Source organism: Pseudomonas fluorescens, from assembly GCF_000967965.1.
In the GTDB taxonomy this organism is placed as follows: domain Bacteria; phylum Pseudomonadota; class Gammaproteobacteria; order Pseudomonadales; family Pseudomonadaceae; genus Aquipseudomonas; species Aquipseudomonas grandcourensis.
On the sequence record NZ_LACC01000011.1, the window covers coordinates 341,096 to 361,192 of the forward strand.

The window sequence follows — 20,097 nt, forward strand, 5'->3', positions numbered from 1 at the left end:
CGACAAAATGTTGCGCGTGAACAAGCTGGGTGAAACACAGTCTGTTCTGCATTGAATATTTATTTGCCGGGGCGCCATTGGCGCGTCGCTACCGTGAGATAGCCGTCCTCCATGTTTGGTTCCAACGACGACAAGAAGACCCCAGCTGCGGCTGGCGAGAAGAAAAGCCTGTTCGGATGGCTGCGCAAAAAGCCGCAGGAACCCGTCGTCGAACAGCCACAAGCCATTCCTGAGCCAGCGCCGACGCCGGGCCCGGTAATAGAAGAAGCGCCCGCTCCGGTTGTTCTGCCGATTGCCGAGCCGTTGCTGCAACCCAAGGTTGAAGCCGTTCCCGAACCCGTCAGCGAAATCGTCACCGAACAGCCGCCGGCCCCGACTCCCGAGCCATGGCTGACCTTGCCCGTGGCGGAGGAGCCGGTGGCATTGGTCGAAAATGACCTGGCCCCCCACGTGACCCCGCCGATTCCGGCCCCGGCGGCGTTTATGCCTGCACCGGTTCATGCGCCTGTGGACGAACCGATTGTTGAACCAGTCGTCGTGGCCGAGCCTGTGCCCGTTGTCAGCCAGCCAGAGGTTCCGGTATTCGTTGCTCCGGTTGCTCCGGTTGCTCCGGTTGCTCCGGTTGCTCCGGTTGCACAAGCACCGGCACCCGCTCCGATTCCTGAGCCTATCGCGGCGCCCGTCGAAACCCCGGTCGAGCCGGTACGCACCGAAGAAACCAAAGCCGGTTTCTTTGCCCGCCTCAAGCAGGGCCTGTCCAAGACCAGCGCCAGTATCGGCGAAGGCATGGCCAGTCTGTTCCTGGGCAAAAAAGTCATTGATGACGAACTGCTCGAAGACCTCGAAACCCGTTTGCTGACCGCCGACGTCGGTGTCGAAGCCACCTCGGTGATCATTCAGCGTCTGACGCAGAAGGTTGCGCGCAAGGAGCTGGCCGACGCCGATGCCCTGTACAAATCCCTGCAAGCCGAGCTGGCAGCGATGCTCAGGCCTGTCGAGCAGCCGCTGAAAATCACCTCGCAGAACAAGCCGTTCGTGATTCTGGTCGTCGGCGTCAACGGTGCCGGCAAGACCACCACCATCGGCAAGCTGGCGAAGAAACTGCAACTGGAAGGCAAGAAAGTCATGCTCGCCGCCGGGGATACCTTCCGTGCCGCGGCGGTGGAGCAATTGCAGGTCTGGGGCGAGCGCAACAAGATCCCGGTGATCGCACAGCACACTGGCGCCGACTCGGCTTCGGTGATCTTCGACGCCGTGCAGGCCGCCAAGGCTCGTGGCATCGATGTCCTGATCGCCGACACCGCCGGCCGCCTGCACACCAAAGACAACTTGATGGAAGAGCTGAAAAAGGTTCGCCGGGTGATCAGCAAGCTCGATGCCGACGCACCTCACGAAGTGCTGTTGGTGCTTGACGCCGGCACCGGCCAGAACGCCATCAACCAGGCCAAGCAATTCAACCAGACCGTTGAACTGACCGGCCTGGCGCTGACCAAGCTCGACGGCACCGCCAAGGGCGGGGTGATTTTCGCCCTGGCCAAGCAATTCGGCCTGCCGATCCGCTACATTGGCGTCGGCGAAGGCATCGACGATTTGCGTACCTTTGAAGCAGAACCCTTTGTCCAGGCATTGTTTGCCGAACGGGAGCGTTCATGATTCGTTTCGAACAGGTCGGTAAGCGCTACCCGAACGGTCACGTCGGCTTGCATGAGCTGAGCTTTCGAGTCCGCCGTGGCGAGTTCTTGTTTGTCACCGGCCATTCCGGTGCCGGTAAATCCACGCTGTTGCGCCTGTTGCTGGCGATGGAGCGCCCGACCAGCGGCAAGCTGCTGCTCGCCGGGCAAGACCTGAGCACCATCAGCAACGCGCAGATTCCTTTCTTGCGCCGACAGATCGGTGTGGTGTTCCAGAATCACCAGTTGCTGTTCGATCGCACGGTGTTCAATAACGTCGCGTTGCCTTTGCAGATCCTGGGGTTGTCCAAGGCCGAGATCGCCAAGCGCGTGGACTCGGCACTGGAGCGTGTGGCGCTGTCGGATAAAACCGACTTGTACCCGGGCGACCTGTCCACCGGTCAGCAGCAGCGCGTCGGCATCGCCCGTGCCATCGTCCATCGTCCGGCCTTGCTGCTGGCGGATGAACCGACCGGTAACCTCGACCCGCGTTTGGCCGCCGAGATCATGGGTGTGTTCGAAGACATCAACCGCCTCGGCACCAGCGTGCTGATCGCCAGTCACGACCTGGCCCTGATCGCCCGCATGCGCCATCGCATGCTGACGCTGCAACGCGGTCGATTGATCGGTGACGGGGAGGCCGCGGTATGAGTGCAACACGTAGCCCCAAGGTTTCCGAGCGCGTGGCCCCGAAGGCCGCCGATCCGCAGCCGCAAAAGAAAAAACGCGATGATGACGACGGTCCGGACTTTGCCACGTTGTTCCGTGCCTGGATCGAAAGTCATCGCGCCAGTCTGGTGGACAGCCTGCGCCGCCTGGGCAAGCAGCCCATCGGCAGTTTCTTCACCTGCATGGTGATGGCGGTGGCCCTGAGTTTGCCCATGGGGCTGTCACTTTTGCTAAGTAACGTCGAGCGTCTGGGTGGTTCCTGGCAGCGCGCGGCGCAGATTTCCCTGTATCTGGACCTTGAGGCCAAGCCGGCCGAAGGCGAATCGCTGCGCGATCAGATCAAGGGCATGCCTGGCGTCGCCGATGCCGAATATGTTGGCCGGGATCAAGCGCTGGAAGAGTTCCAGCAACAGTCCGGGCTGGGCGAGGCGCTCAAGGAATTGCCAGAGAACCCGCTGCCGGGCGTGGTCCTGGTGACGCCGGCCGAAGTCGACAAGCCGGCCCTTGAAGCATTAAGACAAAAACTATCCGAGCTGCCGAAGGTACAACAGGCGCAACTTGATTTAGTCTGGGTCGAGCGTCTGGCAGCCATCCTCAAGCTGGGTGACCGTTTTGTCTTCGGTCTGACCGTGCTTCTGGTTTCTGCATTACTTTTGGTGATAGGCAATACCATTCGTCTTCATATTGAAAACCGCCGCACAGAGATAGAAGTGATTAAACTGGTCGGCGGCACTGACAGCTATGTGCGTAGGCCCTTTCTGTATATGGGCGCGTTGTATGGCTTCGGTGCGGGGATTCTGTCCTGGGGTGTACTGGCGTTCGGCCTTGATTGGCTGAACGACGCGGTGGTAGGGCTGGCCGGATTGTACGGCAGTGATTTTGCGCTGGCTGGAGTGCCAGTTGCCGACGGTCTGTCTCTCTTGCTTGGCGCGGTGCTGTTGGGGTATATCGGTGCATGGATTGCAGTCGCACGCCACCTGAGGGAGCTTGCGCCTAAGTAGTATCATTTTGCTCGTATTGACCTTTCAGCGTTTTTGGGTTTTAGGGAACTTGTCTTTCGGTTTCCGGTCAATTTTCGCAGTGCTGAACTGCACGAGTTTGTAAGTCGGAGGTTTTTTCGTATGACCAATTCTTTGCAACCTGCATATGCTCTGGTCCCGGGTGCGAACCTGGAGGCCTATGTGCACACCGTCAACAGCATTCCATTGCTGTCGCCGGAGCAGGAGCGTGAACTGGCCGAGAGTCTCTATTATGAGCAGGATTTGGGGGCGGCTCGGCAGATGGTGCTCGCCCACCTGCGTTTTGTCGTACATATCGCCCGTAGCTATTCCGGCTACGGTCTGGCTCAGGCTGACCTGATCCAGGAAGGCAACGTCGGCCTGATGAAGGCCGTGAAGCGCTTCAACCCGGAAATGGGCGTGCGCCTGGTGTCCTTTGCCGTGCACTGGATCAAGGCGGAAATCCACGAGTTCATCCTGCGCAACTGGCGCATCGTGAAAGTCGCGACCACCAAGGCCCAGCGCAAGTTGTTCTTCAACCTGCGCAGCCAGAAGAAGCGTCTGGCCTGGCTGAACAACGAGGAAGTCCATCGCGTAGCGGAAAGCCTCGGTGTAGAGCCTCGGGAAGTGCGCGAGATGGAAAGCCGCCTGACTGGCCATGACATGGCCTTCGACCCGGCTGCCGAAGCGGACGACGACAGTGCTTTCCAGTCGCCGGCCAACTATCTGGAAGACCACCGGTACGACCCGGCCCGTCAACTGGAAGATGCCGACTGGAGCGACAACTCCAACCACAACCTGCACGAAGCGCTGGAAGTGCTGGACGACCGCAGCCGTGACATCCTCTACCAGCGCTGGCTGGCGGAAGAAAAAGCCACGCTGCATGACCTGGCGCAGAAGTACAACGTGTCGGCCGAGCGTATTCGCCAACTCGAGAAGAGCGCGATGAACAAGCTCAAGTTGTCGATCGCTGCGTAACTGGCGAGCAGGCAATAAAAAACGCCCCGATCATTGATCGGGGCGTTTTTGTTTGTGCCTGATTTGTTTGCATCACATTGAACCTGTGGGAGCAAGCTTGCTCCCACAGGGATCTTCAGTGTTTCAAAAAATGGTGATCGGTTACTCGGCCCAAGGCGCCCGGCGCGAATCGTTCAGCCCGACCAGATAGCTGTCGCCACCCAGTTGGCTCATCTGCTGCCGAATCCAGCCCGCCCGACGCGAAACGTAGGAAGTCGGATGGCTCGCACTCCACACACGAGGATTGGGCAGTACGGCGGCCAACAAGCTCGATTGCTGACGGCTGAGGTTTCTGGCGCTCACACCAAAGTGATGCCGGGCCGCCGCTTCAGCGCCAAACACACCGTCATCCCACTCGACGCTGTTGAGGTACACCTCAAGAATCCGCTGCTTGGGCCAGAACACTTCGATCAGTCCGGTGAACCAGGCTTCCAGGCCTTTGCGCAGCCAGCTGCGGCCAGACCACAGGAACAGGTTCTTCGAGACTTGCTGGCTCAGGGTGCTGGCGCCACGGATCGAACCGCCGCGCTCGTTATGGGCAAACGCCGCCTGAATCGCGCCGATATCGAAGCCCCAATGTTCCGGGAATTTCTGGTCTTCGCCGGCAATCACCGCGACTTTCAGGTCATCAGAGATCTCGTCCCAGGGTTTCCAGGTCCGTTGCAGGTCGATGGGTTCACCGTCGAACCAGGACTCGATCTTGCGCTCGACCATTAGCATCGTCCCTGGCGGCGGTACCACGCGAAAGATCAGCACCAGCAATACGCTGCCACCCATGAACCAGAGCACGGCCTTGGAGAAATGACGGAAATAGATACGCAGCATAGAGATGGCTTGGCCGAACCCGTTGAGCGGGCCATTATACAGACCCTTTGGATCGAAACTGACTGGAGTTCTGCATGCTGCGTGGCTTTCTGATACTGGCCGCTTTTTTCGGCTTCACCGGTGTCGGCCTCGGGGCCTTTGCCGCCCATGGCTTGAAGGACCGCCTGAGCGCCGAGTACCTGGCGATCTTCCACACCGGCGTCACCTATCAATTGGTTCACGCCCTGGCGTTGCTCGGTATCGCAGCGCTGGCCACGCAAATTCCCGGTCGACTCGCCACATGGGCCGCTGCGTCGTTTGCCATCGGTATCCTGCTGTTCTCCGGCAGCCTGTATGTATTGACGCTGACGGGCATCAGCAAGCTCGGCATCATCACCCCGTTCGGTGGCCTGGCCTTCCTGGTGGGCTGGTTTTGCCTCGGACTTGCCGCCTGGCGCCTGAGCTGACTTAACGGTCCATTTCATGACGAATGGCTTGGGTCGACCTGACTGATCGGGCTAGAATGCCAGCCCCTAAAAATGATGGCGGCATCCGGCATGCGCATTCAGTTGAACGGCGAATCCCTTGAACTGCCCGACGGTGAAACCGTTGCGGCCCTGCTGACCCGTCTGGACCTGACCGGACGCCGGGTGGCGGTCGAACTCAATCTGGATATCGTCCCGCGCAGTCAGCACGCAGACACCGCGTTGAACGACGGCGACAACGTCGAAGTCGTGCACGCCATCGGCGGCGGCTAGCAGCCTCGGCCCAGTGGCCACAGAATTCTGCAAGTACCTCACCCCTACAGAGGATTTCCCATGAGCATCGTTCGCAGCGACAAGCCTTTCGTCCTGGCCGGTCGTACTTACCAGTCGCGTTTGCTGGTCGGTACCGGCAAGTACCGTGACATGGAAGAAACCCGCCTGGCCATCGAAGCCTCGGGTGCCGAGATCGTCACCTTCGCCGTACGCCGCACCAACCTTGGCCAGATCGAGGGCGAGCCGAACCTGCTCGATGTGCTGTCGCCGGATCGCTACACTTTCCTGCCGAACACCGCCGGTTGCTACGACGCCATCGAAGCCGTGCGCACCTGCCGCCTGGCCCGTGAGCTGCTCGATGGCCACAACCTGGTGAAGCTGGAAGTGCTGGCCGACCAGAAAACCCTGTTCCCCAACGTGATCGAAACCCTCAAGGCCGCCGAAACGCTGGTCAAGGAAGGCTTCGACGTGATGGTCTACACCAGTGATGATCCGATCATCGCCCGTCAATTGGCGGAAATCGGCTGTATCGCGGTGATGCCGCTGGCCGGTCTGATCGGCTCCGGTCTGGGGATCTGTAATCCATACAACCTGCAGATCATCCTCGAAGAAGCCAAAATCCCGGTGCTGGTGGATGCCGGTGTCGGTACCGCTTCCGACGCCACTATTGCCATGGAGCTGGGTTGTGATGCGGTGCTGATGAACTCGGCCATTGCCCACGCCCAGCAGCCGGTCATGATGGCTGAAGCCATGAAACATGCGATCGTCGCAGGTCGCCTGGCCTACCTCGCCGGCCGCATGCCGAAAAAACTCTATGCCAGCGCCTCTTCGCCGCTGGATGGTCTGATCAAGTAAGAGCCATTGATGACTGAATCGAACGACACGCCAATCCAGACGGAAGAAGGCGACGAGCGCCAACACCGCCGCATCAAGAGTTTCGTGATGCGCGCCGGGCGCATGACCGAAGGCCAGCAAAAGGGCCTGGAGCAGGGCACTCCGCTGTTCGTGCTGCCGCTGGCCGATGCGCCGGTGGATTTCGACCAGGTGTTCGGTCGCTCGGCACCGCGCTCGCTGGAAATCGGTTTCGGTATGGGCCATTCGCTGCTGGAAATGGCAGCGGCTTCACCGGATCAGGATTTCATCGGCGTCGAAGTGCACCGTCCGGGTGTCGGTGCGTTGCTCAATGGCGTGCTGACGCAAGGCCTGACCAACCTGCGGGTCTACGATTGCGATGCGATCGAAGTGCTCAACCGCTGCGTGGCCGATAACAGCCTCGATCGCCTGATGCTGTTCTTCCCGGATCCGTGGCACAAGAGCCGTCACCACAAGCGCCGTATCGTTCAGGCGTCATTCGCTGAGTTGGTGCGCAGCAAGTTGAAAGTCGGCGGCATTCTGCATATGGCCACTGACTGGGAGCCGTACGCCGAGTACATGCTGGAAGTGATGAGCGTCGCGCCGGGTTACCGCAACCTCGCTGAAGACGGCAAGTGCGTGCCGCGCCCGGCCGAGCGCCCGATCACCAAGTTCGAACGCCGTGGCGAACGTCTTGGGCATGGTGTGTGGGATTTGAAGTTCGAGAAACAGTCCTAAGCCGTAATGCTGTAAAAACTGTAGGAGCGAGCCTGCTCGCGATGAGGCCATGACATTCAACATCTGAGTTGACTGTCAGACCGCTATCGCGAGCAGGCTCGCTCCTACAGTTGTTTTGTATTCGGCAAAAAAATCAGCGGCGGTCAGCGACCACGCCAATCAACACCAGCACCACCAGCAACACCGGCGCCAGGCTGTAGTTGTTGAACTGGCTCAAGCCGCGCACGACCCACGGCGTGGCGTAGATCAGTGCCGCGCCGCTGCCGATCATGCACAGCAGGGACATCAGCGGCACGCGCAACGCGCCGGCGATGCTGCCCAGGCGCTGCTCGACCCAGCCTTTGAAATCCGCACCGAACAGCACCAGCAGGCAGCCCACCAAGGCCAGGGCGATTTCCGAGAGGTTGCTGCGGCTCCAGCGAGACACGGTGGCAAGCAGGTCGAGTACCAAATCCATTCGATTTCCTTATGTCAGAAATTTCTGCAGCAAGTCGTTGAGGAAGAGTTGTCCGCGCATCGTGGCTACCAGACGTGACGGTTCGACCTGCAACAGGCCGCTTTGTTCGGCTTCACGGCGGCCTTCAGCAAGGCTTTCCAGCGTCATGCCGGTACGTTCCGGGTACAGCCGCGATTCGACGCCTTCAGTCAGGCGCAGCGCGTTCATCAGGAATTCGAACGGCATTTCATCGTTGCCCAGCGCTTTCTCGCCAGCCAGGAAATTCTTCGCCGGATTCAGGTAATCCTTCGGCAGGCGCGTCTTCCAGGTGCGAATGATGCGTCCGTCCGGATGACTGAGCTTGCCATGGGCGCCGGCGCCGATGCCAATGAAGTCGCCAAAACTCCAGTAATTGAGGTTGTGGCGCGCCGGGCGACCGGGCAGGGCGTAGGCCGAGACTTCGTATTGCGCGTAACCGTGTTCGGCGAGCAGCGCTTGCCCGGCTTCCTGAATGTCCCACAGCGTGTCGTCTTCCGGCAGTGTCGGCGGCTGGTTCCAGAACACCGTGTTCGGTTCCAGGGTCAGTTGATACCACGACAGGTGTGTCGGTTTCAGGGCGATGGCTGTGCGCAGGTCCGCCAAGGCATCGTCCAGGGACTGATTCGGCAAGCCATGCATCAAGTCCAGGTTGAAGTTGTCGAACCCGGCCTGCCGCGCCATGCCGGCGGCACGTACGGCTTCGTCGCCGTTGTGGATCCGCCCCAGGGCCTCAAGCTTTTCTTGCTGGAAGCTCTGGATGCCGATCGACAGGCGATTGATCCCCAGTTTCCGGTACGCGACGAACTTGTCTTGCTCGAACGTCCCCGGATTGGCTTCCAGCGTGATTTCGATGTCGCTGGCAAACGGAATGCGCTGTTCGACGCCTTTGAGCAAGCGCCCCAGCGAATCAGCGCTGAACAGGCTTGGCGTGCCGCCACCAAAGAAAATCGAGCTCAGCTCACGACCATAAACGGCGTGCAGGTCCTGATCGAGATCGGCCAGCAAGGCGTCGACGTACTCTTCTTCCGGCAGCACGGGGCTGGCGGTGTGGGAGTTGAAGTCGCAATAAGGGCATTTGCGCACGCACCACGGGATGTGGATGTACAGCGCCAGCGGCGGCAGCACAGGCAGGGCCGCCCGAGGCGATTGAGCGTCGCCGCCGAAGATCAGCGGCGACGCGGATGATTCACGGGTCATTTCAAGCCCAGACGCTGGCGCAGCAGATCCATTGCACGGGCTCGGTGGCTGATCTGGTTCTTGTCGCCAGGGCTCATTTCGGCACTGGAGCAATCGCGCTCCGGCACCCAGAACAGCGGGTCGTAGCCAAAACCGTGCTCGCCGCTGGCCTGGGTCAGGATTCGCCCATGCCACAGACCTTCGCAGAGGATCGGCAGCGGATCGTCGGCGTGGCGCACCAGTGCCAGCACGCATACGAACTGCGCGCCGCGTTCGGCTTCAGGCACGACTTTCAACACGTCGAGCAGCTTGGCGTTGTTCGCCGCATCGCCCTTGCCGTCGGCATAACGCGCCGAGTAGATACCTGGCGCGCCGCCAAGGAAATCTACCGCCAGCCCTGAGTCGTCGGCCAGCGCCGGCAGGCCGGAAATGCGCGCGGCATTGCGGGCCTTGAGGATGGCGTTCTCGACGAACGACAAACCAGTCTCTTCAGGTTCGACGCTGCTGAACTCGCCAATCGAGCGCAGATGCACCGACTCGCCGAGCATGGCCTGGAGTTCCTTGAGTTTGCCGGCGTTATGGCTGGCCAGTACGAGTTGCGTGAAGTTGATCATTGGCCAGGGAAGAGCTCTTGGTTGAAATTGATGGTGTTGATCTTGTCGCCGGTCTGCACCTTGATGTCGAAGGTGCGGACTTCCTGCTGGGGTACTGGGTATTGGGCGATGTAGTAGATCGCTCCTTGCTCGGTGACCTGCTTGAAGTTCAGTGTGTAGCTTTGGCTGGTCAGGTCTTTGACGGTGCCGCTGACCTCGGCCGTCATCGGCGTGCCGGCCTTGATCACCGTAATGTTGATCACGCCCTGATCCTTGCTGCGGGTCAGTTGGGCGGCCTTGGCAACGTCCGGTAGCAGGTAGGTGGAGTTGAAGGTGTTGTAGTGCACCGTCACGTCACCGAAGGTTTCCTTGCGTTCGCTCTTGATGGCGTCGGCGGCCATGGTGGTGACGCTCAGGCAGGCAGTGAGTAGAAACAACGCTAGACGACCCATGATCGTTCTCCTTGAAATAGGGTGGATCAGACTGCGACCCTGTGGTCGGAAAGTCCCGGGCTGCTGACCCGGTAGATGCCGATCTCACCTAACAGATTAGGCCATAGCTTGCTGGCCCACCCGTGCCGATGTTGTTGATCCACGGCCAGCCGATCAATGACCTTCGCTTCACGTTCGCGACACAAGGCTTCAAAGTCGGCGAAGGTGCAGAAGTGAATGTTCGGCGTGTTGTACCAGGTGTACGGCAGGAACTCGGAAACCGGCATGCGGCCCTTGCTCGCCAGGTACCAGCGGCAGCGCCAGTGACCGAAATTCGGGAAAGTGATGATGCACTGACGGCCGACGCGCAGCATTTCCTCGAGGATCCTGTCCGGGTAGTGCACCGCTTGCAGCGCCTGGGTCATGACCACGACATCGAAACTGTTGCTGGCAAAGTTGCCCAGGCCCTTGTCCAGGTCCTGTTCGATGACGTTGATGCCCTTGGCCACGCACTCGGCGATGTTGTCGGCATCGTTTTCCAGGCCATAGCCGGTGACTTGCTTGTTGTCGCGCAGCCAGGTCAGCAGTTCGCCATCGCCGCACCCGAGGTCGAGCACGCGGCTGCCGGCGGGGATCCATTCCTGGATGATTTCCAGATCAGCTCTCATGGCTTTCTCACAACGTAATGCGGTTCATGTAATTGCCGAATGCCTGCAGGTAGCGCGGGATCGGAATCAGGAAGGCGTCGTGGCCTTGCGGAGCGTCGATCTCGAGGTAGCAGACGTCCTTGCGCGCGGCCATCAGCGCATCCACCAGTTCCCGCGAGCGGGCAGGGGAGAAGCGCCAGTCGGTGGTGAACGACATCACGCAGAACTTGGCCTTGGCACCTTCAAAGGTTTTGGCCAGGTTATCGTCGAAGTTCGCCGCAGGATCGAAGTAATCGAGCGCCTTGGTCATCAACAGGTACGTGTTGGCGTCGAAGCGCCCGGAGAACTCTTCGCCCTGATAGCGCAGGTAGCTTTCCACCTGGAATTCGACGCTGTGGAAGTCGTAGTTGAGCTTCTCGCTCTTGAGCCCGCGGCCGAATTTCTCGCCCATGGAATCGTCGGAAAGGTAGGTGATGTGCCCGACCATCCGCGCCAGCATCAGGCCGCGCTTGGGGATCACGTTGTGTTCCTGGAACGAACCGCCGTGGAATTCAGGGTCGGTGAGGATCGCCTGGCGCGCCACTTCGTTGAACGCGATGTTCTGCGCCGACAGCTTGGGCGCCGAGGCGATGGCCAGGCAATGACGGATGCGGTCTGGGTAGGTGATGCTCCATTGCATCGCCTGCATGCCGCCGAGGCTGCCGCCGATCACGGCCGCGAACTGGGCGATGCCGAGGCGATCCGCCAGGCGCGCCTGGCTGTGCACCCAATCCTCGACGGTCAACACCGGGAAGTCGGCGCCGAACGGCTTGCCGGTCTCCGGGTTGATGCTGCTCGGGCCAGTGGAGCCGTTGCAGCCGCCGAGGTTGTTCAGGCTGACCACGAAGAACTTGCTGGTGTCGATCGGCTTGCCGGGGCCGATGCAGCTGTCCCACCAACCGGGCTTGCGGTCGTCGACGCTGTGATAACCGGCGGCGTGGTGGTGACCGGACAGGGCGTGGCAGATCAGCACGGCGTTGCTCGCCGTGGCGTTGAGCGTGCCGTAGGTTTCGTAAATCAGGTCATAGGCCGGGAGCGAACGTCCACAGGCCAACGCCAGGGGTTCGCTGAAGTGCGCCACTTGCGGCGTCACCAGACCAACAGAATCGGGGGGAAAGGCAGCTGGCATCGACCCTGCTCTCATTGAAATGAGGCGTAAGTCTAAAGACCGCTGGGGTTAGCGGCAAGCAAAGGTCCGAGCTGTTTTCCTCCAGCTGTAACGAGGTGTATTCATTGCGAGCAGGCTCGCTCCCACAGGGATTGCATTTCAGATGTGGAAGCGAGCCTGCTCGCGATGAACGATGACGCGGTCAGCCTGCCGGGCGCACCAGATCAGGCAAGTCCGGCAACTTCTTCGGCGAACAGATTCGCACCCGTTTCTGCCGGTTCAACTCGCCACTGATCAGGCTGACCTGGCTCTTGGACACGCCAAAGGCCTTGGCCAGGAACGCCATCAGATACGCGTTGGCCTTGCCCTCGACCGGCGGCGCGGTCAGGCGGATCTTCAGGCGATCGCCGTGCAGCCCGCAGAAATCATCACTGCGGGCTGCCGGTTGCAGGTGACACTCCAGAATCAGGTCGTCACCGTCCCAGCGGAAGTAGCTCATCAGATCAGGCCGAGCAGACCCTGTGGCATGAAGGCATAGTACGCAAGGCGCGGGATCAGCCAGCTTTGCAGCAACTGGATCACGATGAACGCGAAGATCGGCGAAATATCGAGGCCGCCCAGGTTCGGGATGATGCGGCGGAACGGGGCGAGTACCGGTTCAGTAATCTGCGCGACCAGCTCAGCCCCTGGGTTGTGGCTGCCCGGGGCAACCCAGGAGAGAATCACGCTGATGATCATCGCGTAGAACAGCACATTCAAAAACAACGAGAACAGGGCGATCACCGACCATGGCGCAATCAGCAACCAGTTAACCTCGAAGCCTTTGAGCGTGAGGATGACCGCCATCAGCAGTATCTGCACGATCAGCGCCAGCACCAGCGACGACATATCCAGCCCGAACATGCTCGGGATGACCCGGCGCAGCGGCTTGAGCAGAGGTTGGGTGGCTTTGACGATGAACTGGCAGAGCGGGTTGTAAAAATTCGCCCGAACCAGTTGTAGGATGAAGCGCAGCAGTACAATCAGTAGATAAAGGCTGCCCAAGGTTTTAATGATGAAAACGGCAGCATCGTTGAGTCCTAGCATTATTGAGTCCTTTTTAAGAGCTGATTAGCGGCCAAGTTGCTCAGCCATCTCGGCCGAGCGATGCGCGGCAGCGCCGAGTGCCTTTTCGACCAGGGCTTCGAAGCCATTGGCCTGGAACGACTTGATTGCAGCTTCCGTGGTGCCCGCAGGCGAGGTGACACGGCGGCGCAACTCGGCAGCGTCTACGTCGCTGGAGACCGCCATGTGTGCGGCACCCAGGGCGGTTTGCAAGGTCAGTTGCGCGGCGATGTCCGCTGGCAGGCCGAGTTTCACGCCGGCGGCGGTCATGGCCTCGATCAATAGGAAGAAATACGCCGGGCCCGAGCCGGACACGGCGGTGACGGCATCCAGTTGCTGCTCTTCATTCAGCCATAGGGCGATGCCGACCGCGGACAGCAACTCCTGGGCCTGCTGACGCTGTTCGGCGGACACCTCGGCTGTCGCGAACAGGCCGCTTGCACCCTGACGCACCAACGCCGGGGTGTTGGGCATGCAGCGCACGATCGGCTGTGCGCCGAGCCAGTTGTTCATGCTGGCGCAGGTGATGCCCGCGGCAATCGAAACCACCAGTTGATCGGGCTTGAGGCTTGGGCGAATGGCTTCGCACACGGCTTTCATCGCCTGGGGTTTGACCGCCAGCACGACCACGTCGGCACCGTCGATGGCCTGGGCGTTGTCGGCAAAGGTTTTGATGCCGTGTTCAGCACTCACGCGGGCGCGGGTTTCTTCACCCGGATCGCTGGCGCGGATCTGCGCTGCTTCCAGACCCTTGGCCCGCAGGCCACCGATCAGGCTGGCGGCCATGTTACCGGCACCGATAAAGGCAATACGCGTCTTGCTCATGTCAGGTCCTTATAAAGAGAAGAGTCAGCCATTTTTCAAGGCTGACCGTAGTCGCGGGCGCCAAACAAGGCCGTACCGATACGGACCCAGGTGGCACCTTGGGCAATGGCTGACTCGAGGTCATGGCTCATGCCCATGGAAAGTGTGTCGAGCGGCAGGTTCAGGCTGGCTTGCAGGCTTTGCACGGCAGCGAAAGCGGCATCCTGGGCGGCGCGATCTTCCGTAGGCTCCGGGATTGCCATCAACCCGCGCAGTTTCAGGCGCGGCAGGTCGCTGATGGCGTTGGCCAGAGCCGGCAGGTCGGCCGGGGCGCAGCCGGATTTGCTGGCTTCACCGCTGACATTGACCTGAATGCAGATGTTCAGGGGCGGCAAATCGGCGGGACGCTGTTCGGACAGGCGTTGTGCGATTTTCAGACGATCCACGGAATGCACCCAGTCGAAGTGCTCGGCGATAGCACGAGTCTTGTTCGATTGAATGGGGCCGATGAAGTGCCAGATCAAGGGCAGGTCGGCCAGTTCCAGCTGTTTACCCAGCGCTTCCTGCAAGTAGTTCTCGCCAAAGTCGCGCAGGCCGGCGGCGTAGGCTTCACGCAGGTCCTGAGCGGGTTTGGTCTTGCTCACAGCCAGCAACCGGACGCTGTTTTCGGCGCGGTTCGCAGCAAGTGTTGCGGCATGTATGCGCGAACTAACCTGAAGAATGTTGTCTGCTATGGTGGACATCAAGAGGCGCCAGCGGTCTGAAGGTTCGCGGCATTCTACTGGAATTGAGAGGCGCTATGGATATCACTGAGCTGCTGGCATTCAGCGCCAAACAGGGGGCATCCGACCTGCACCTGTCTGCCGGCCTGCCGCCGATGATTCGCGTCGACGGTGATGTGCGGCGCATCAATCTGCCGGCCCTGGATCACCAACAGGTGCAGGCTCTGATCCATGCCATCATGAATGACGCCCAGCGGGTGGAATTCGAAAAGCATCTGGAAACCGACTTTTCCTTCGACGTGCCCGGCGTGGCGCGCTTTCGGGTCAATGTGTTCAATCAGAACCGTGGCGCGGGTGCCGTGTTTCGCACAATCCCGTCAAAAGTGCAGAGCATGGACGAACTGGGCATGGGCGGCGTGTTCCACAAGATGACCGACGCTCCCCGTGGCCTGGTGCTGGTGACCGGCCCGACCGGTTCCGGCAAGTCCACCACGCTGGCGGCGATGATCGATTACCTCAATACCCATCGTCATCACCACATCCTCACCATCGAGGACCCCATCGAGTTCGTTCATGAGTCGCGCAAATGCCTGATCAATCAGCGTGAAGTCCATCGCGATACCCGTAGTTTCGCCACCGCCTTGCGTTCGGCACTGCGGGAAGACCCGGATGTGATTCTGGTGGGGGAAATGCGCGATCTGGAGACCATTCGCCTGGCATTGACCGCGGCCGAAACCGGCCATCTGGTGTTCGGCACGCTGCACACCACGTCGGCGGCGAAAACCATTGACCGAGTGGTCGACGTGTTTCCGGGGGACGAGAAGTCGATGGTGCGCTCGATGCTCTCCGAGTCGCTGCTGGCGGTGGTGTCCCAGACCCTGGTGAAGAAAATCGGCGGCGGACGCATCGCGGCCCACGAGATCATGCTGGGGACATCGGCGATCCGCAACCTGATCCGCGAGGACAAGGTGGCGCAAATGTACTCGGCGATTCAGTCGGGAGGGTCGTTGGGGATGCAGACGCTGGATATGAGCTTGAAGGACCTGGTGACCAAGGGGTTGGTCAGTCGTGAACATGCGCGGGAGAAGGCGCGGTCACCGGATAACTTCTGAGAATTGCAATGTTACCTGTGGCGAGGGAGCTTGCTCCCGCTGGGTTGCGAAGCAACCCCAAAAAACCGGGAACGCTACGCACTCCAGCGGGAGCAAGCTCCCTCGCCACAAGTACTCGCCGTCAGGTGTGCGCTAGCCAATCAGCGCTGAACAACCCGCAGCTGATTCGGCTCTTTCGGCAGAACCCGCTTGGCAACCACGTAGTGGTTTTCCCAGTACGGTTTCTTCAAGGTATCGATGGACACCGACTTGCCACGACGTGGCGCGTGGATGAAACGGTCGTTGCCCAGGTAAATGGCAACGTGATTGACCCGACGGCTCTTGATGTTGAAGAAAATCAGGTCGCCCGGCTTCAGGTCGTCGCGATCGACTTTCTCCCCATGACCGCTGGCCATGGCGTTGGAGGTGCGTGGCAGGTCGAACGTGGCGTCGTTGAACGCGTATTTTACCAGGCCGCTGCAATCGAAGCCTTTGCTTGGGCTGCTGCCGCCCCAACGATAGGGAGTGCCAAGGACGTTCACAGCGCGGCTCAGCACGTTGCTGCTTTCCTTGGTGCCCATCGGTGGAACCAGGCCGCTTTTGTCGTTGGCCAGGCTTGGAGCATATTTAGCGGATTTCTTGTCTTTGCTCGAAGGAGCAGAGGCATGGGATTTTGGGGTGTAACCATTAACGTTAGGAAGACGTTGCTCACGATTGGTGGCGTGGGCGGCCAGTGGCATCAAAAGGCAAATGGTTAGCCATGTCTTGAAAAATGAACGCATTAGGCAAGGCTCTTAATAAGTTAGCGCGCAACTTTATAACAGCTTTTTTGCCGCCTCCGAGGCCGTTGGTCGATTCAATCTGGAGGGCAATGGTGGCAAAAAAGCGGCAAAATGGCGCAATTGTCGGACAGGAGTCCGGTGTTACAAGGCTTTGACGGGAGTGAAGGTAGCATTTGCCATACGTCGGATGTCTGTAAAAAAGTCACAAAGAATTAAAGAATATTTATCTATCGTATGAATCGAGGTCATTCATGAACCCCTATCAACAGGCTGTCCAGCAGCAAGACACCCACAGTAAAGTGATCGGTTACCTGCTGTGGATTTTCGGTTTCACCGGCGCTCACCGCTTCTATTACGGCAAGCCGGTGACCGGGACTATCTGGTTCTTCACCTTCGGCTTGCTGGGGATCGGTTGGCTGATCGACCTTTTCCTGATTCCGGCGATGGACCGCGAGGCTGACTTGCGGTTTACCGCGGGCCCCATCGAATACAACGTGGCGTGGATCCTGCTGACGTTTCTCGGGGTGTTCGGTGTGCACCGGATGTATCAGGGGAAATGGATCAGCGGGTTGCTGTACCTGGTGACGGGCGGGTTGTTCTTTATTGGCGTGCTGTATGACTTCTGGACGTTGAATGACCAGGTTTCTGTGCGTAACGCGCAGAGTCGATAAGCGAAGAGCAAAAGATCGCAGCCTGCGGCAGCTCCTGCAGGGAAATGCATATTCCCGTGTGAGCTGCCGCAGGTTGCGATCTTTTGTTTTTAAGCCTGGTGGCTGATCCGCCCATCCACCAGGGTGTAACGCACCACACCCGGCAGGCTATGGCCAATGAACGGGCAGTTTTCGCCCTTGGACAGCCAGGTTTCACCCGCCACGGTCGAGGCCGCAGGGTCGAACAGCACGATGTCCGCCGCGCCACCCACCGCCAGTTTGCCTGCCGGCAGGCGCAAGGCCTCGGCAGGGCCGGCGCTCAGGCGCTTGAGCAACGTCGGCAGGTCCAGCAAGCCGTCTTCGACCAGGGTCATTGCCAGTGGCAATAGCAGTTCAACGCTGCTGATGCCCGGCTCGGTCGCGCCGAACGGTGCCAGTTTGGCGTCACGCTCATGGGGTTGGTGATGGCTGGAGATGGCCGAGATGACGCCGGATTTCACCGCTGCGCGCAGGCCCTCGCGGTCGGCGCGGGTGCGTAGCGGCGGCTGGACGTGGTACAGGCTGCTGAAGCCGATCAGGGCTTCGTCGGTCAGGATCAGCTGGTACAGGGCGACATCCGCGGTCACCTTCAGGCCCCGGGCCTGGGCCTGGGCGATCAGCTCCACGCCGCGTGCGCTTGTGAGCTGGCTGAAGTGTGCGCGCACGCCGGTCTGTTCAACCAGCAGCAGATCCCGGGCCAGGGCGACGGTCTCGGCACTTTCCGGAATGCCCGGCAAGCCCAGGAAGCTGGCGGTCGGCCCTTCATGAGCCAGGCCACCTTCGGCCAGGTCGTAATCCTGGGAGTTGAAAATCACCGTCAGGTCGAAAGTCGCTGCGTAGTCCAGCGCCCGGCACAGGGTACGGGTGTTGCGGAAACTCTCCAGGCCGTTGCCGAAGGCCACGCAACCGGCATCGCGCAGTGCCACGAGCTCGGCCAGCTGTTCACCGTCCAGGCCTTTGCTCAGGGCGCCAATCGGGAAGACTTTGGTGTTGCCGGCCTCGCGGGCGCGGTCGAGGATCAGTTCGGCCACCGCCGAGGTGTCCAGGACCGGTTTGGTCTTTGGCGGGCAGCAGAGGCTGGTCACGCCGCCAGCCGCCGCCGCGCGGGTTTCGCTGACAATCGAGCCTTTGCGGCTGTAGCCCGGCTCGCGCAGGGCAACGTTGAGGTCGACCAGACCGGGAGCGGCCACCAGGCCTTTGGCGTCGATGGTGTCGACGGCGACAAAGCCGGCTGGCGCCGCGCCAAGGGCGACGACTTTGCAGGCTTCAATGTGGATATCGGTCACTTGATCCAGGCCGCTGGCCGGATCGATCACGCGGGCACCGAGAATGCTGAGCTTCACTGGGCTTTCTCCTGCTCGAATTGGCCTTGCTCGAATTGGCGTTGCGCAGTCTGCCCGCTCATGGCCATGGACAGTACCGCCATACGAATGGCGATCCCGTAGGTCACCTGGTTGAGGATCACCGAGTGCGGGCCGTCGGCCACCGCCGATTCGATTTCCACGCCACGGTTGATCGGCCCCGGGTGCATCACGATGGCATCGGGCTTGGCGCCTGCCAGGCGCGCGGTGGTCAGGCCGAACAGGCGGTAGAACTCGCCCTCGCTCGGCAACAGGCCGCCGGTCATGCGTTCACGCTGCAGGCGCAACATGATCACCACGTCGACGTCTTTCAGGCCTTCGGTCATGTCGGTGTAGACCTTCACGCCGTATTGCTCGATGCCGATCGGCAGCAGGGTTTTCGGCGCGATCACGCGGATGTCCGGGCAACCGAGGGTTTTCAGGGCCAGCATGTTCGAGCGCGCGACTCGCGAATGCAGGATATCGCCGACGATGGCCACCGAAAGGTTTTCGAAACCGCCCTTGTGTCGACGGATGGTCAGCATGTCGAGCATGCCCTGGGTCGGGTGTGCGTGCCGGCCGTCGCCGCCGTTGATGATCGCCACTTGCGGGCAGACATGTTCGGCGATGAAGTGCGCGGCACCCGAATCACCGTGGCGTACGACGAACATGTCGGCGGCCATGGCTTCCAGGTTGCGCAGGGTGTCGAGCAGGGTTTCGCCCTTGCTCGCCGACGACGTGGACACGTTGAGGGTGATCACGTCCGCCGAGAGCCGTTGGGCCGCCAGTTCGAAGGTGGTGCGGGTGCGGGTCGAGTTCTCGAAGAACACGTTGCACACGGTCTTGCCGCGCAGTAGCGGGACTTTCTTCACGGCCCGGGCGCCGACTTCAAGGAAGGAGTCGGCGGTGTCGAGGATTTCCGTCAACAGCTCGCGGCGCAAACCGTCGAGCGAGAGGAAGTGGCGCAGCTGGCCCTGATCATTGAGCTGCAGCGGGCGCTTGGTTTCTAGAGGCGTCATCGCGAGGGGGACTCTCAATAGGGCGAATTAAAGGGCGAGGTCTTGCAGTTCGAGCGCAAGCTCCGGGCCGGACAGCTTCACCCGTTCGTGGGCGGCCAGCGACAGGGTCGCGCCAACCACGTTCGGGCGGATCGGCAGTTCGCCGGCGTCCAGGTCCAGCAGGCACACCAGCGTCACGCTGGCCGGGCGGCCGTAGTCGAACAGTTCGTTCATGGCGGCGCGGATGGTCCGGCCGCTCATCAGTACGTCGTCGATCAGCACCAGGTGCTGGCCTTCGATCTCGAACGGCAGCGCCGAAGGGCGAACCTGTGGGTGCAGGCCGTTCTGGCTGAAGTCGTCGCGGTAGAAGGACACGTCCAGGGTGCCGAGGGGCTCATTGCTGCCCAGCTCCTTGAGCAGGGCCTGGGCCACCCAGACGCCGCCGGTACGGATGCCGATGAAGCGCGGGTCGCTGATGCCTCGTTTGACCAGATAGGCGTCAAGTCGGGTCGCCATCTGGCTGATCAGTTCGGCGGGATTGGGCAGGCTCATGGTTGCTCCTTCTTGGGCCCGAGCCAGCCTGTGCGGGAAG

At 60.7% G+C, this 20,097-nt stretch carries 25 protein-coding genes; 10 read left to right on the plus strand and 15 right to left on the minus strand.

Features of this window, described 5'->3' with window-relative positions:
• Positions 1-111 precede the first annotated feature (111 nt).
• From ftsY to rpoH, 4 genes are all read left to right on the plus strand, one after another.
• On the plus strand, positions 112-1,653 hold the full coding sequence (gene ftsY / locus VC35_RS08575) for a signal recognition particle-docking protein FtsY (RefSeq protein ID WP_046039221.1): 1,542 nt from the start codon (positions 112-114) through the stop codon (positions 1,651-1,653).
• Positions 1,650-2,321, plus strand: a complete 672-nt coding sequence (gene ftsE / locus VC35_RS08580) for a cell division ATP-binding protein FtsE (protein ID WP_007975383.1) — start codon at positions 1,650-1,652, stop codon at positions 2,319-2,321. The genes ftsY and ftsE overlap by 4 nt, the downstream gene beginning before the upstream one ends.
• The gene (gene ftsX, locus VC35_RS08585) at positions 2,318-3,340 is read left to right on the plus strand and encodes a permease-like cell division protein FtsX (RefSeq protein WP_046039223.1); all 1,023 of its coding nucleotides are present in this window, start codon (positions 2,318-2,320) and stop codon (positions 3,338-3,340) included. Before ftsE ends, ftsX begins: the two co-directional genes overlap by 4 nt.
• 120 nt (positions 3,341-3,460) lie before the next feature.
• On the plus strand, positions 3,461-4,315 hold the full coding sequence (rpoH, locus tag VC35_RS08590) for an RNA polymerase sigma factor RpoH (protein ID WP_007975386.1): 855 nt from the start codon (positions 3,461-3,463) through the stop codon (positions 4,313-4,315).
• A gap of 141 nt (positions 4,316-4,456) precedes the next feature.
• On the opposite strand, the gene mtgA is transcribed toward rpoH, so the two are convergent.
• Entirely contained in the window at positions 4,457-5,179 is a 723-nt protein-coding gene (mtgA, locus tag VC35_RS08595; RefSeq protein ID WP_046039224.1) for a monofunctional biosynthetic peptidoglycan transglycosylase, read from the minus strand.
• Positions 5,180-5,253: 74 nt separating this feature from the next.
• On the opposite strand from mtgA, the gene VC35_RS08600 reads away from it, so the two are divergent.
• The 4 genes from VC35_RS08600 (at position 5,254) to trmB (ending at position 7,506) form a co-directional block, all read left to right on the plus strand.
• Positions 5,254-5,625, plus strand: coding sequence for a DUF423 domain-containing protein (locus tag VC35_RS08600; protein ID WP_046039225.1), 372 nt, complete (start codon positions 5,254-5,256; stop codon positions 5,623-5,625).
• Between the two features lie 90 nt (positions 5,626-5,715).
• Complete coding sequence (gene thiS, locus VC35_RS08605; protein WP_162184594.1) at positions 5,716-5,916, plus strand: sulfur carrier protein ThiS; 201 nt, start codon at positions 5,716-5,718, stop codon at positions 5,914-5,916.
• 60 nt (positions 5,917-5,976) lie between these two features.
• Positions 5,977-6,771 carry a thiazole synthase gene (locus VC35_RS08610; protein WP_008051425.1) on the plus strand — a complete coding sequence of 265 codons (795 nt, stop codon included), beginning with the start codon at positions 5,977-5,979 and terminating at the stop codon, positions 6,769-6,771.
• A gap of 9 nt (positions 6,772-6,780) precedes the next feature.
• A complete protein-coding gene (gene trmB / locus VC35_RS08615) occupies positions 6,781-7,506 on the plus strand; it encodes a tRNA (guanosine(46)-N7)-methyltransferase TrmB (RefSeq protein WP_046039226.1) in 726 nt (241 codons plus the stop codon).
• A gap of 133 nt (positions 7,507-7,639) precedes the next feature.
• Here the strand turns inward: trmB and VC35_RS08620 are convergent, their stop codons facing one another.
• The 10 genes from VC35_RS08620 to VC35_RS08665 form a co-directional block, all read right to left on the minus strand.
• The gene (locus VC35_RS08620; protein ID WP_007987827.1) at positions 7,640-7,963 is read right to left on the minus strand and encodes a DUF3392 domain-containing protein; all 324 of its coding nucleotides are present in this window, start codon (positions 7,961-7,963) and stop codon (positions 7,640-7,642) included.
• Positions 7,964-7,972: 9 nt separating this feature from the next.
• On the minus strand, positions 7,973-9,178 hold the full coding sequence (gene hemW / locus VC35_RS08625; RefSeq protein ID WP_046039228.1) for a radical SAM family heme chaperone HemW: 1,206 nt from the start codon (positions 9,176-9,178) through the stop codon (positions 7,973-7,975).
• Positions 9,175-9,771 carry an RdgB/HAM1 family non-canonical purine NTP pyrophosphatase gene (rdgB, locus tag VC35_RS08630; protein ID WP_046039230.1) on the minus strand — a complete coding sequence of 199 codons (597 nt, stop codon included), beginning with the start codon at positions 9,769-9,771 and terminating at the stop codon, positions 9,175-9,177. The genes hemW and rdgB overlap by 4 nt, the downstream gene beginning before the upstream one ends.
• On the minus strand, positions 9,768-10,202 hold the full coding sequence (locus VC35_RS08635; protein ID WP_046039232.1) for a DUF4426 domain-containing protein: 435 nt from the start codon (positions 10,200-10,202) through the stop codon (positions 9,768-9,770). The genes rdgB and VC35_RS08635 overlap by 4 nt, the downstream gene beginning before the upstream one ends.
• A 26-nt stretch (positions 10,203-10,228) precedes the next feature.
• On the minus strand, positions 10,229-10,849 hold the full coding sequence (gene metW, locus VC35_RS08640; protein WP_046039234.1) for a methionine biosynthesis protein MetW: 621 nt from the start codon (positions 10,847-10,849) through the stop codon (positions 10,229-10,231).
• A 7-nt stretch (positions 10,850-10,856) separates the two neighbouring features.
• Complete coding sequence (metX, locus tag VC35_RS08645; RefSeq protein WP_046039236.1) at positions 10,857-11,996, minus strand: homoserine O-succinyltransferase MetX; 1,140 nt, start codon at positions 11,994-11,996, stop codon at positions 10,857-10,859.
• A 181-nt stretch (positions 11,997-12,177) separates the two neighbouring features.
• Positions 12,178-12,474 carry a DUF167 domain-containing protein gene (locus VC35_RS08650; RefSeq protein WP_046039238.1) on the minus strand — a complete coding sequence of 99 codons (297 nt, stop codon included), beginning with the start codon at positions 12,472-12,474 and terminating at the stop codon, positions 12,178-12,180.
• Positions 12,474-13,061, minus strand: a complete 588-nt coding sequence (locus tag VC35_RS08655; RefSeq protein ID WP_046039240.1) for a YggT family protein — start codon at positions 13,059-13,061, stop codon at positions 12,474-12,476. Before VC35_RS08655 ends, VC35_RS08650 begins: the two co-directional genes overlap by 1 nt.
• Positions 13,062-13,085: 24 nt before the next feature.
• Positions 13,086-13,904: a pyrroline-5-carboxylate reductase gene (gene proC / locus VC35_RS08660; RefSeq protein ID WP_046039242.1), complete on the minus strand. Its 819-nt coding sequence runs from the start codon at positions 13,902-13,904 to the stop codon at positions 13,086-13,088.
• Between the two features lie 35 nt (positions 13,905-13,939).
• The gene (locus tag VC35_RS08665; RefSeq protein ID WP_046039244.1) at positions 13,940-14,626 is read right to left on the minus strand and encodes a YggS family pyridoxal phosphate-dependent enzyme; all 687 of its coding nucleotides are present in this window, start codon (positions 14,624-14,626) and stop codon (positions 13,940-13,942) included.
• A gap of 56 nt (positions 14,627-14,682) precedes the next feature.
• On the opposite strand from VC35_RS08665, the gene VC35_RS08670 reads away from it, so the two are divergent.
• Positions 14,683-15,717, plus strand: coding sequence for a type IV pilus twitching motility protein PilT (locus tag VC35_RS08670; protein WP_046039245.1), 1,035 nt, complete (start codon positions 14,683-14,685; stop codon positions 15,715-15,717).
• A 140-nt stretch (positions 15,718-15,857) separates the two neighbouring features.
• On the opposite strand, the gene VC35_RS08675 is transcribed toward VC35_RS08670, so the two are convergent.
• Positions 15,858-16,478 carry a C40 family peptidase gene (locus VC35_RS08675; RefSeq protein WP_046039247.1) on the minus strand — a complete coding sequence of 207 codons (621 nt, stop codon included), beginning with the start codon at positions 16,476-16,478 and terminating at the stop codon, positions 15,858-15,860.
• 251 nt (positions 16,479-16,729) lie between these two features.
• Between VC35_RS08675 and VC35_RS08680 the strand changes: the two genes are divergently transcribed.
• A complete protein-coding gene (locus VC35_RS08680; protein WP_046039250.1) occupies positions 16,730-17,149 on the plus strand; it encodes an NINE protein in 420 nt (139 codons plus the stop codon).
• 89 nt (positions 17,150-17,238) lie between these two features.
• Here VC35_RS08680 and VC35_RS08685 read toward each other — a convergent pair whose 3' ends face one another.
• Genes VC35_RS08685 through pyrR form a run of 3 tightly spaced genes read right to left on the minus strand, consistent with a single transcriptional unit; the run spans position 17,239 to position 20,057 of the window.
• Positions 17,239-18,510 carry a dihydroorotase gene (locus VC35_RS08685; protein ID WP_046039252.1) on the minus strand — a complete coding sequence of 424 codons (1,272 nt, stop codon included), beginning with the start codon at positions 18,508-18,510 and terminating at the stop codon, positions 17,239-17,241.
• On the minus strand, positions 18,507-19,526 hold the full coding sequence (locus VC35_RS08690) for an aspartate carbamoyltransferase catalytic subunit (protein WP_046039254.1): 1,020 nt from the start codon (positions 19,524-19,526) through the stop codon (positions 18,507-18,509). The genes VC35_RS08685 and VC35_RS08690 overlap by 4 nt, the downstream gene beginning before the upstream one ends.
• Before the next feature lie 27 nt (positions 19,527-19,553).
• Positions 19,554-20,057 (minus strand): bifunctional pyr operon transcriptional regulator/uracil phosphoribosyltransferase PyrR, encoded by a 504-nt coding sequence (gene pyrR / locus VC35_RS08695; RefSeq protein WP_046039256.1) that lies wholly within the window; start codon positions 20,055-20,057, stop codon positions 19,554-19,556.
• Between the last annotated feature and the right edge of the window lie 40 nt (positions 20,058-20,097).

Bases quoted from the DNA above. Each gene is read 5' to 3' on its own strand.
- mtgA (WP_046039224.1), bottom strand. From the start codon at position 5,179: ATGCTGCGTATCTATTTCCGTCATTTCTCCAAGGCCGTGCTCTGGTTC.
- VC35_RS08675 (WP_046039247.1), bottom strand. From the start codon at position 16,478: ATGCGTTCATTTTTCAAGACATGGCTAACCATTTGCCTTTTGATGCCA.
- ftsE (WP_007975383.1), top strand. From the start codon at position 1,650: ATGATTCGTTTCGAACAGGTCGGTAAGCGCTACCCGAACGGTCACGTC.
- hemW (WP_046039228.1), bottom strand. From the start codon at position 9,178: ATGACCCGTGAATCATCCGCGTCGCCGCTGATCTTCGGCGGCGACGCT.
- rpoH (WP_007975386.1), top strand. From the start codon at position 3,461: ATGACCAATTCTTTGCAACCTGCATATGCTCTGGTCCCGGGTGCGAAC.
- VC35_RS08665 (WP_046039244.1), bottom strand. From the start codon at position 14,626: ATGTCCACCATAGCAGACAACATTCTTCAGGTTAGTTCGCGCATACAT.
- VC35_RS08600 (WP_046039225.1), top strand. From the start codon at position 5,254: ATGCTGCGTGGCTTTCTGATACTGGCCGCTTTTTTCGGCTTCACCGGT.
- pyrR (WP_046039256.1), bottom strand. From the start codon at position 20,057: ATGAGCCTGCCCAATCCCGCCGAACTGATCAGCCAGATGGCGACCCGA.
- trmB (WP_046039226.1), top strand. From the start codon at position 6,781: ATGACTGAATCGAACGACACGCCAATCCAGACGGAAGAAGGCGACGAG.
- ftsY (WP_046039221.1), top strand. From the start codon at position 112: ATGTTTGGTTCCAACGACGACAAGAAGACCCCAGCTGCGGCTGGCGAG.
- VC35_RS08635 (WP_046039232.1), bottom strand. From the start codon at position 10,202: ATGGGTCGTCTAGCGTTGTTTCTACTCACTGCCTGCCTGAGCGTCACC.
- VC35_RS08680 (WP_046039250.1), top strand. From the start codon at position 16,730: ATGAACCCCTATCAACAGGCTGTCCAGCAGCAAGACACCCACAGTAAA.
- VC35_RS08655 (WP_046039240.1), bottom strand. From the start codon at position 13,061: ATGCTAGGACTCAACGATGCTGCCGTTTTCATCATTAAAACCTTGGGC.
- VC35_RS08650 (WP_046039238.1), bottom strand. From the start codon at position 12,474: ATGAGCTACTTCCGCTGGGACGGTGACGACCTGATTCTGGAGTGTCAC.
- thiS (WP_162184594.1), top strand. From the start codon at position 5,716: ATGCGCATTCAGTTGAACGGCGAATCCCTTGAACTGCCCGACGGTGAA.
- VC35_RS08610 (WP_008051425.1), top strand. From the start codon at position 5,977: ATGAGCATCGTTCGCAGCGACAAGCCTTTCGTCCTGGCCGGTCGTACT.
- ftsX (WP_046039223.1), top strand. From the start codon at position 2,318: ATGAGTGCAACACGTAGCCCCAAGGTTTCCGAGCGCGTGGCCCCGAAG.
- VC35_RS08670 (WP_046039245.1), top strand. From the start codon at position 14,683: ATGGATATCACTGAGCTGCTGGCATTCAGCGCCAAACAGGGGGCATCC.
- VC35_RS08690 (WP_046039254.1), bottom strand. From the start codon at position 19,526: ATGACGCCTCTAGAAACCAAGCGCCCGCTGCAGCTCAATGATCAGGGC.
- proC (WP_046039242.1), bottom strand. From the start codon at position 13,904: ATGAGCAAGACGCGTATTGCCTTTATCGGTGCCGGTAACATGGCCGCC.
- rdgB (WP_046039230.1), bottom strand. From the start codon at position 9,771: ATGATCAACTTCACGCAACTCGTACTGGCCAGCCATAACGCCGGCAAA.
- metW (WP_046039234.1), bottom strand. From the start codon at position 10,849: ATGAGAGCTGATCTGGAAATCATCCAGGAATGGATCCCCGCCGGCAGC.
- metX (WP_046039236.1), bottom strand. From the start codon at position 11,996: ATGCCAGCTGCCTTTCCCCCCGATTCTGTTGGTCTGGTGACGCCGCAA.
- VC35_RS08620 (WP_007987827.1), bottom strand. From the start codon at position 7,963: ATGGATTTGGTACTCGACCTGCTTGCCACCGTGTCTCGCTGGAGCCGC.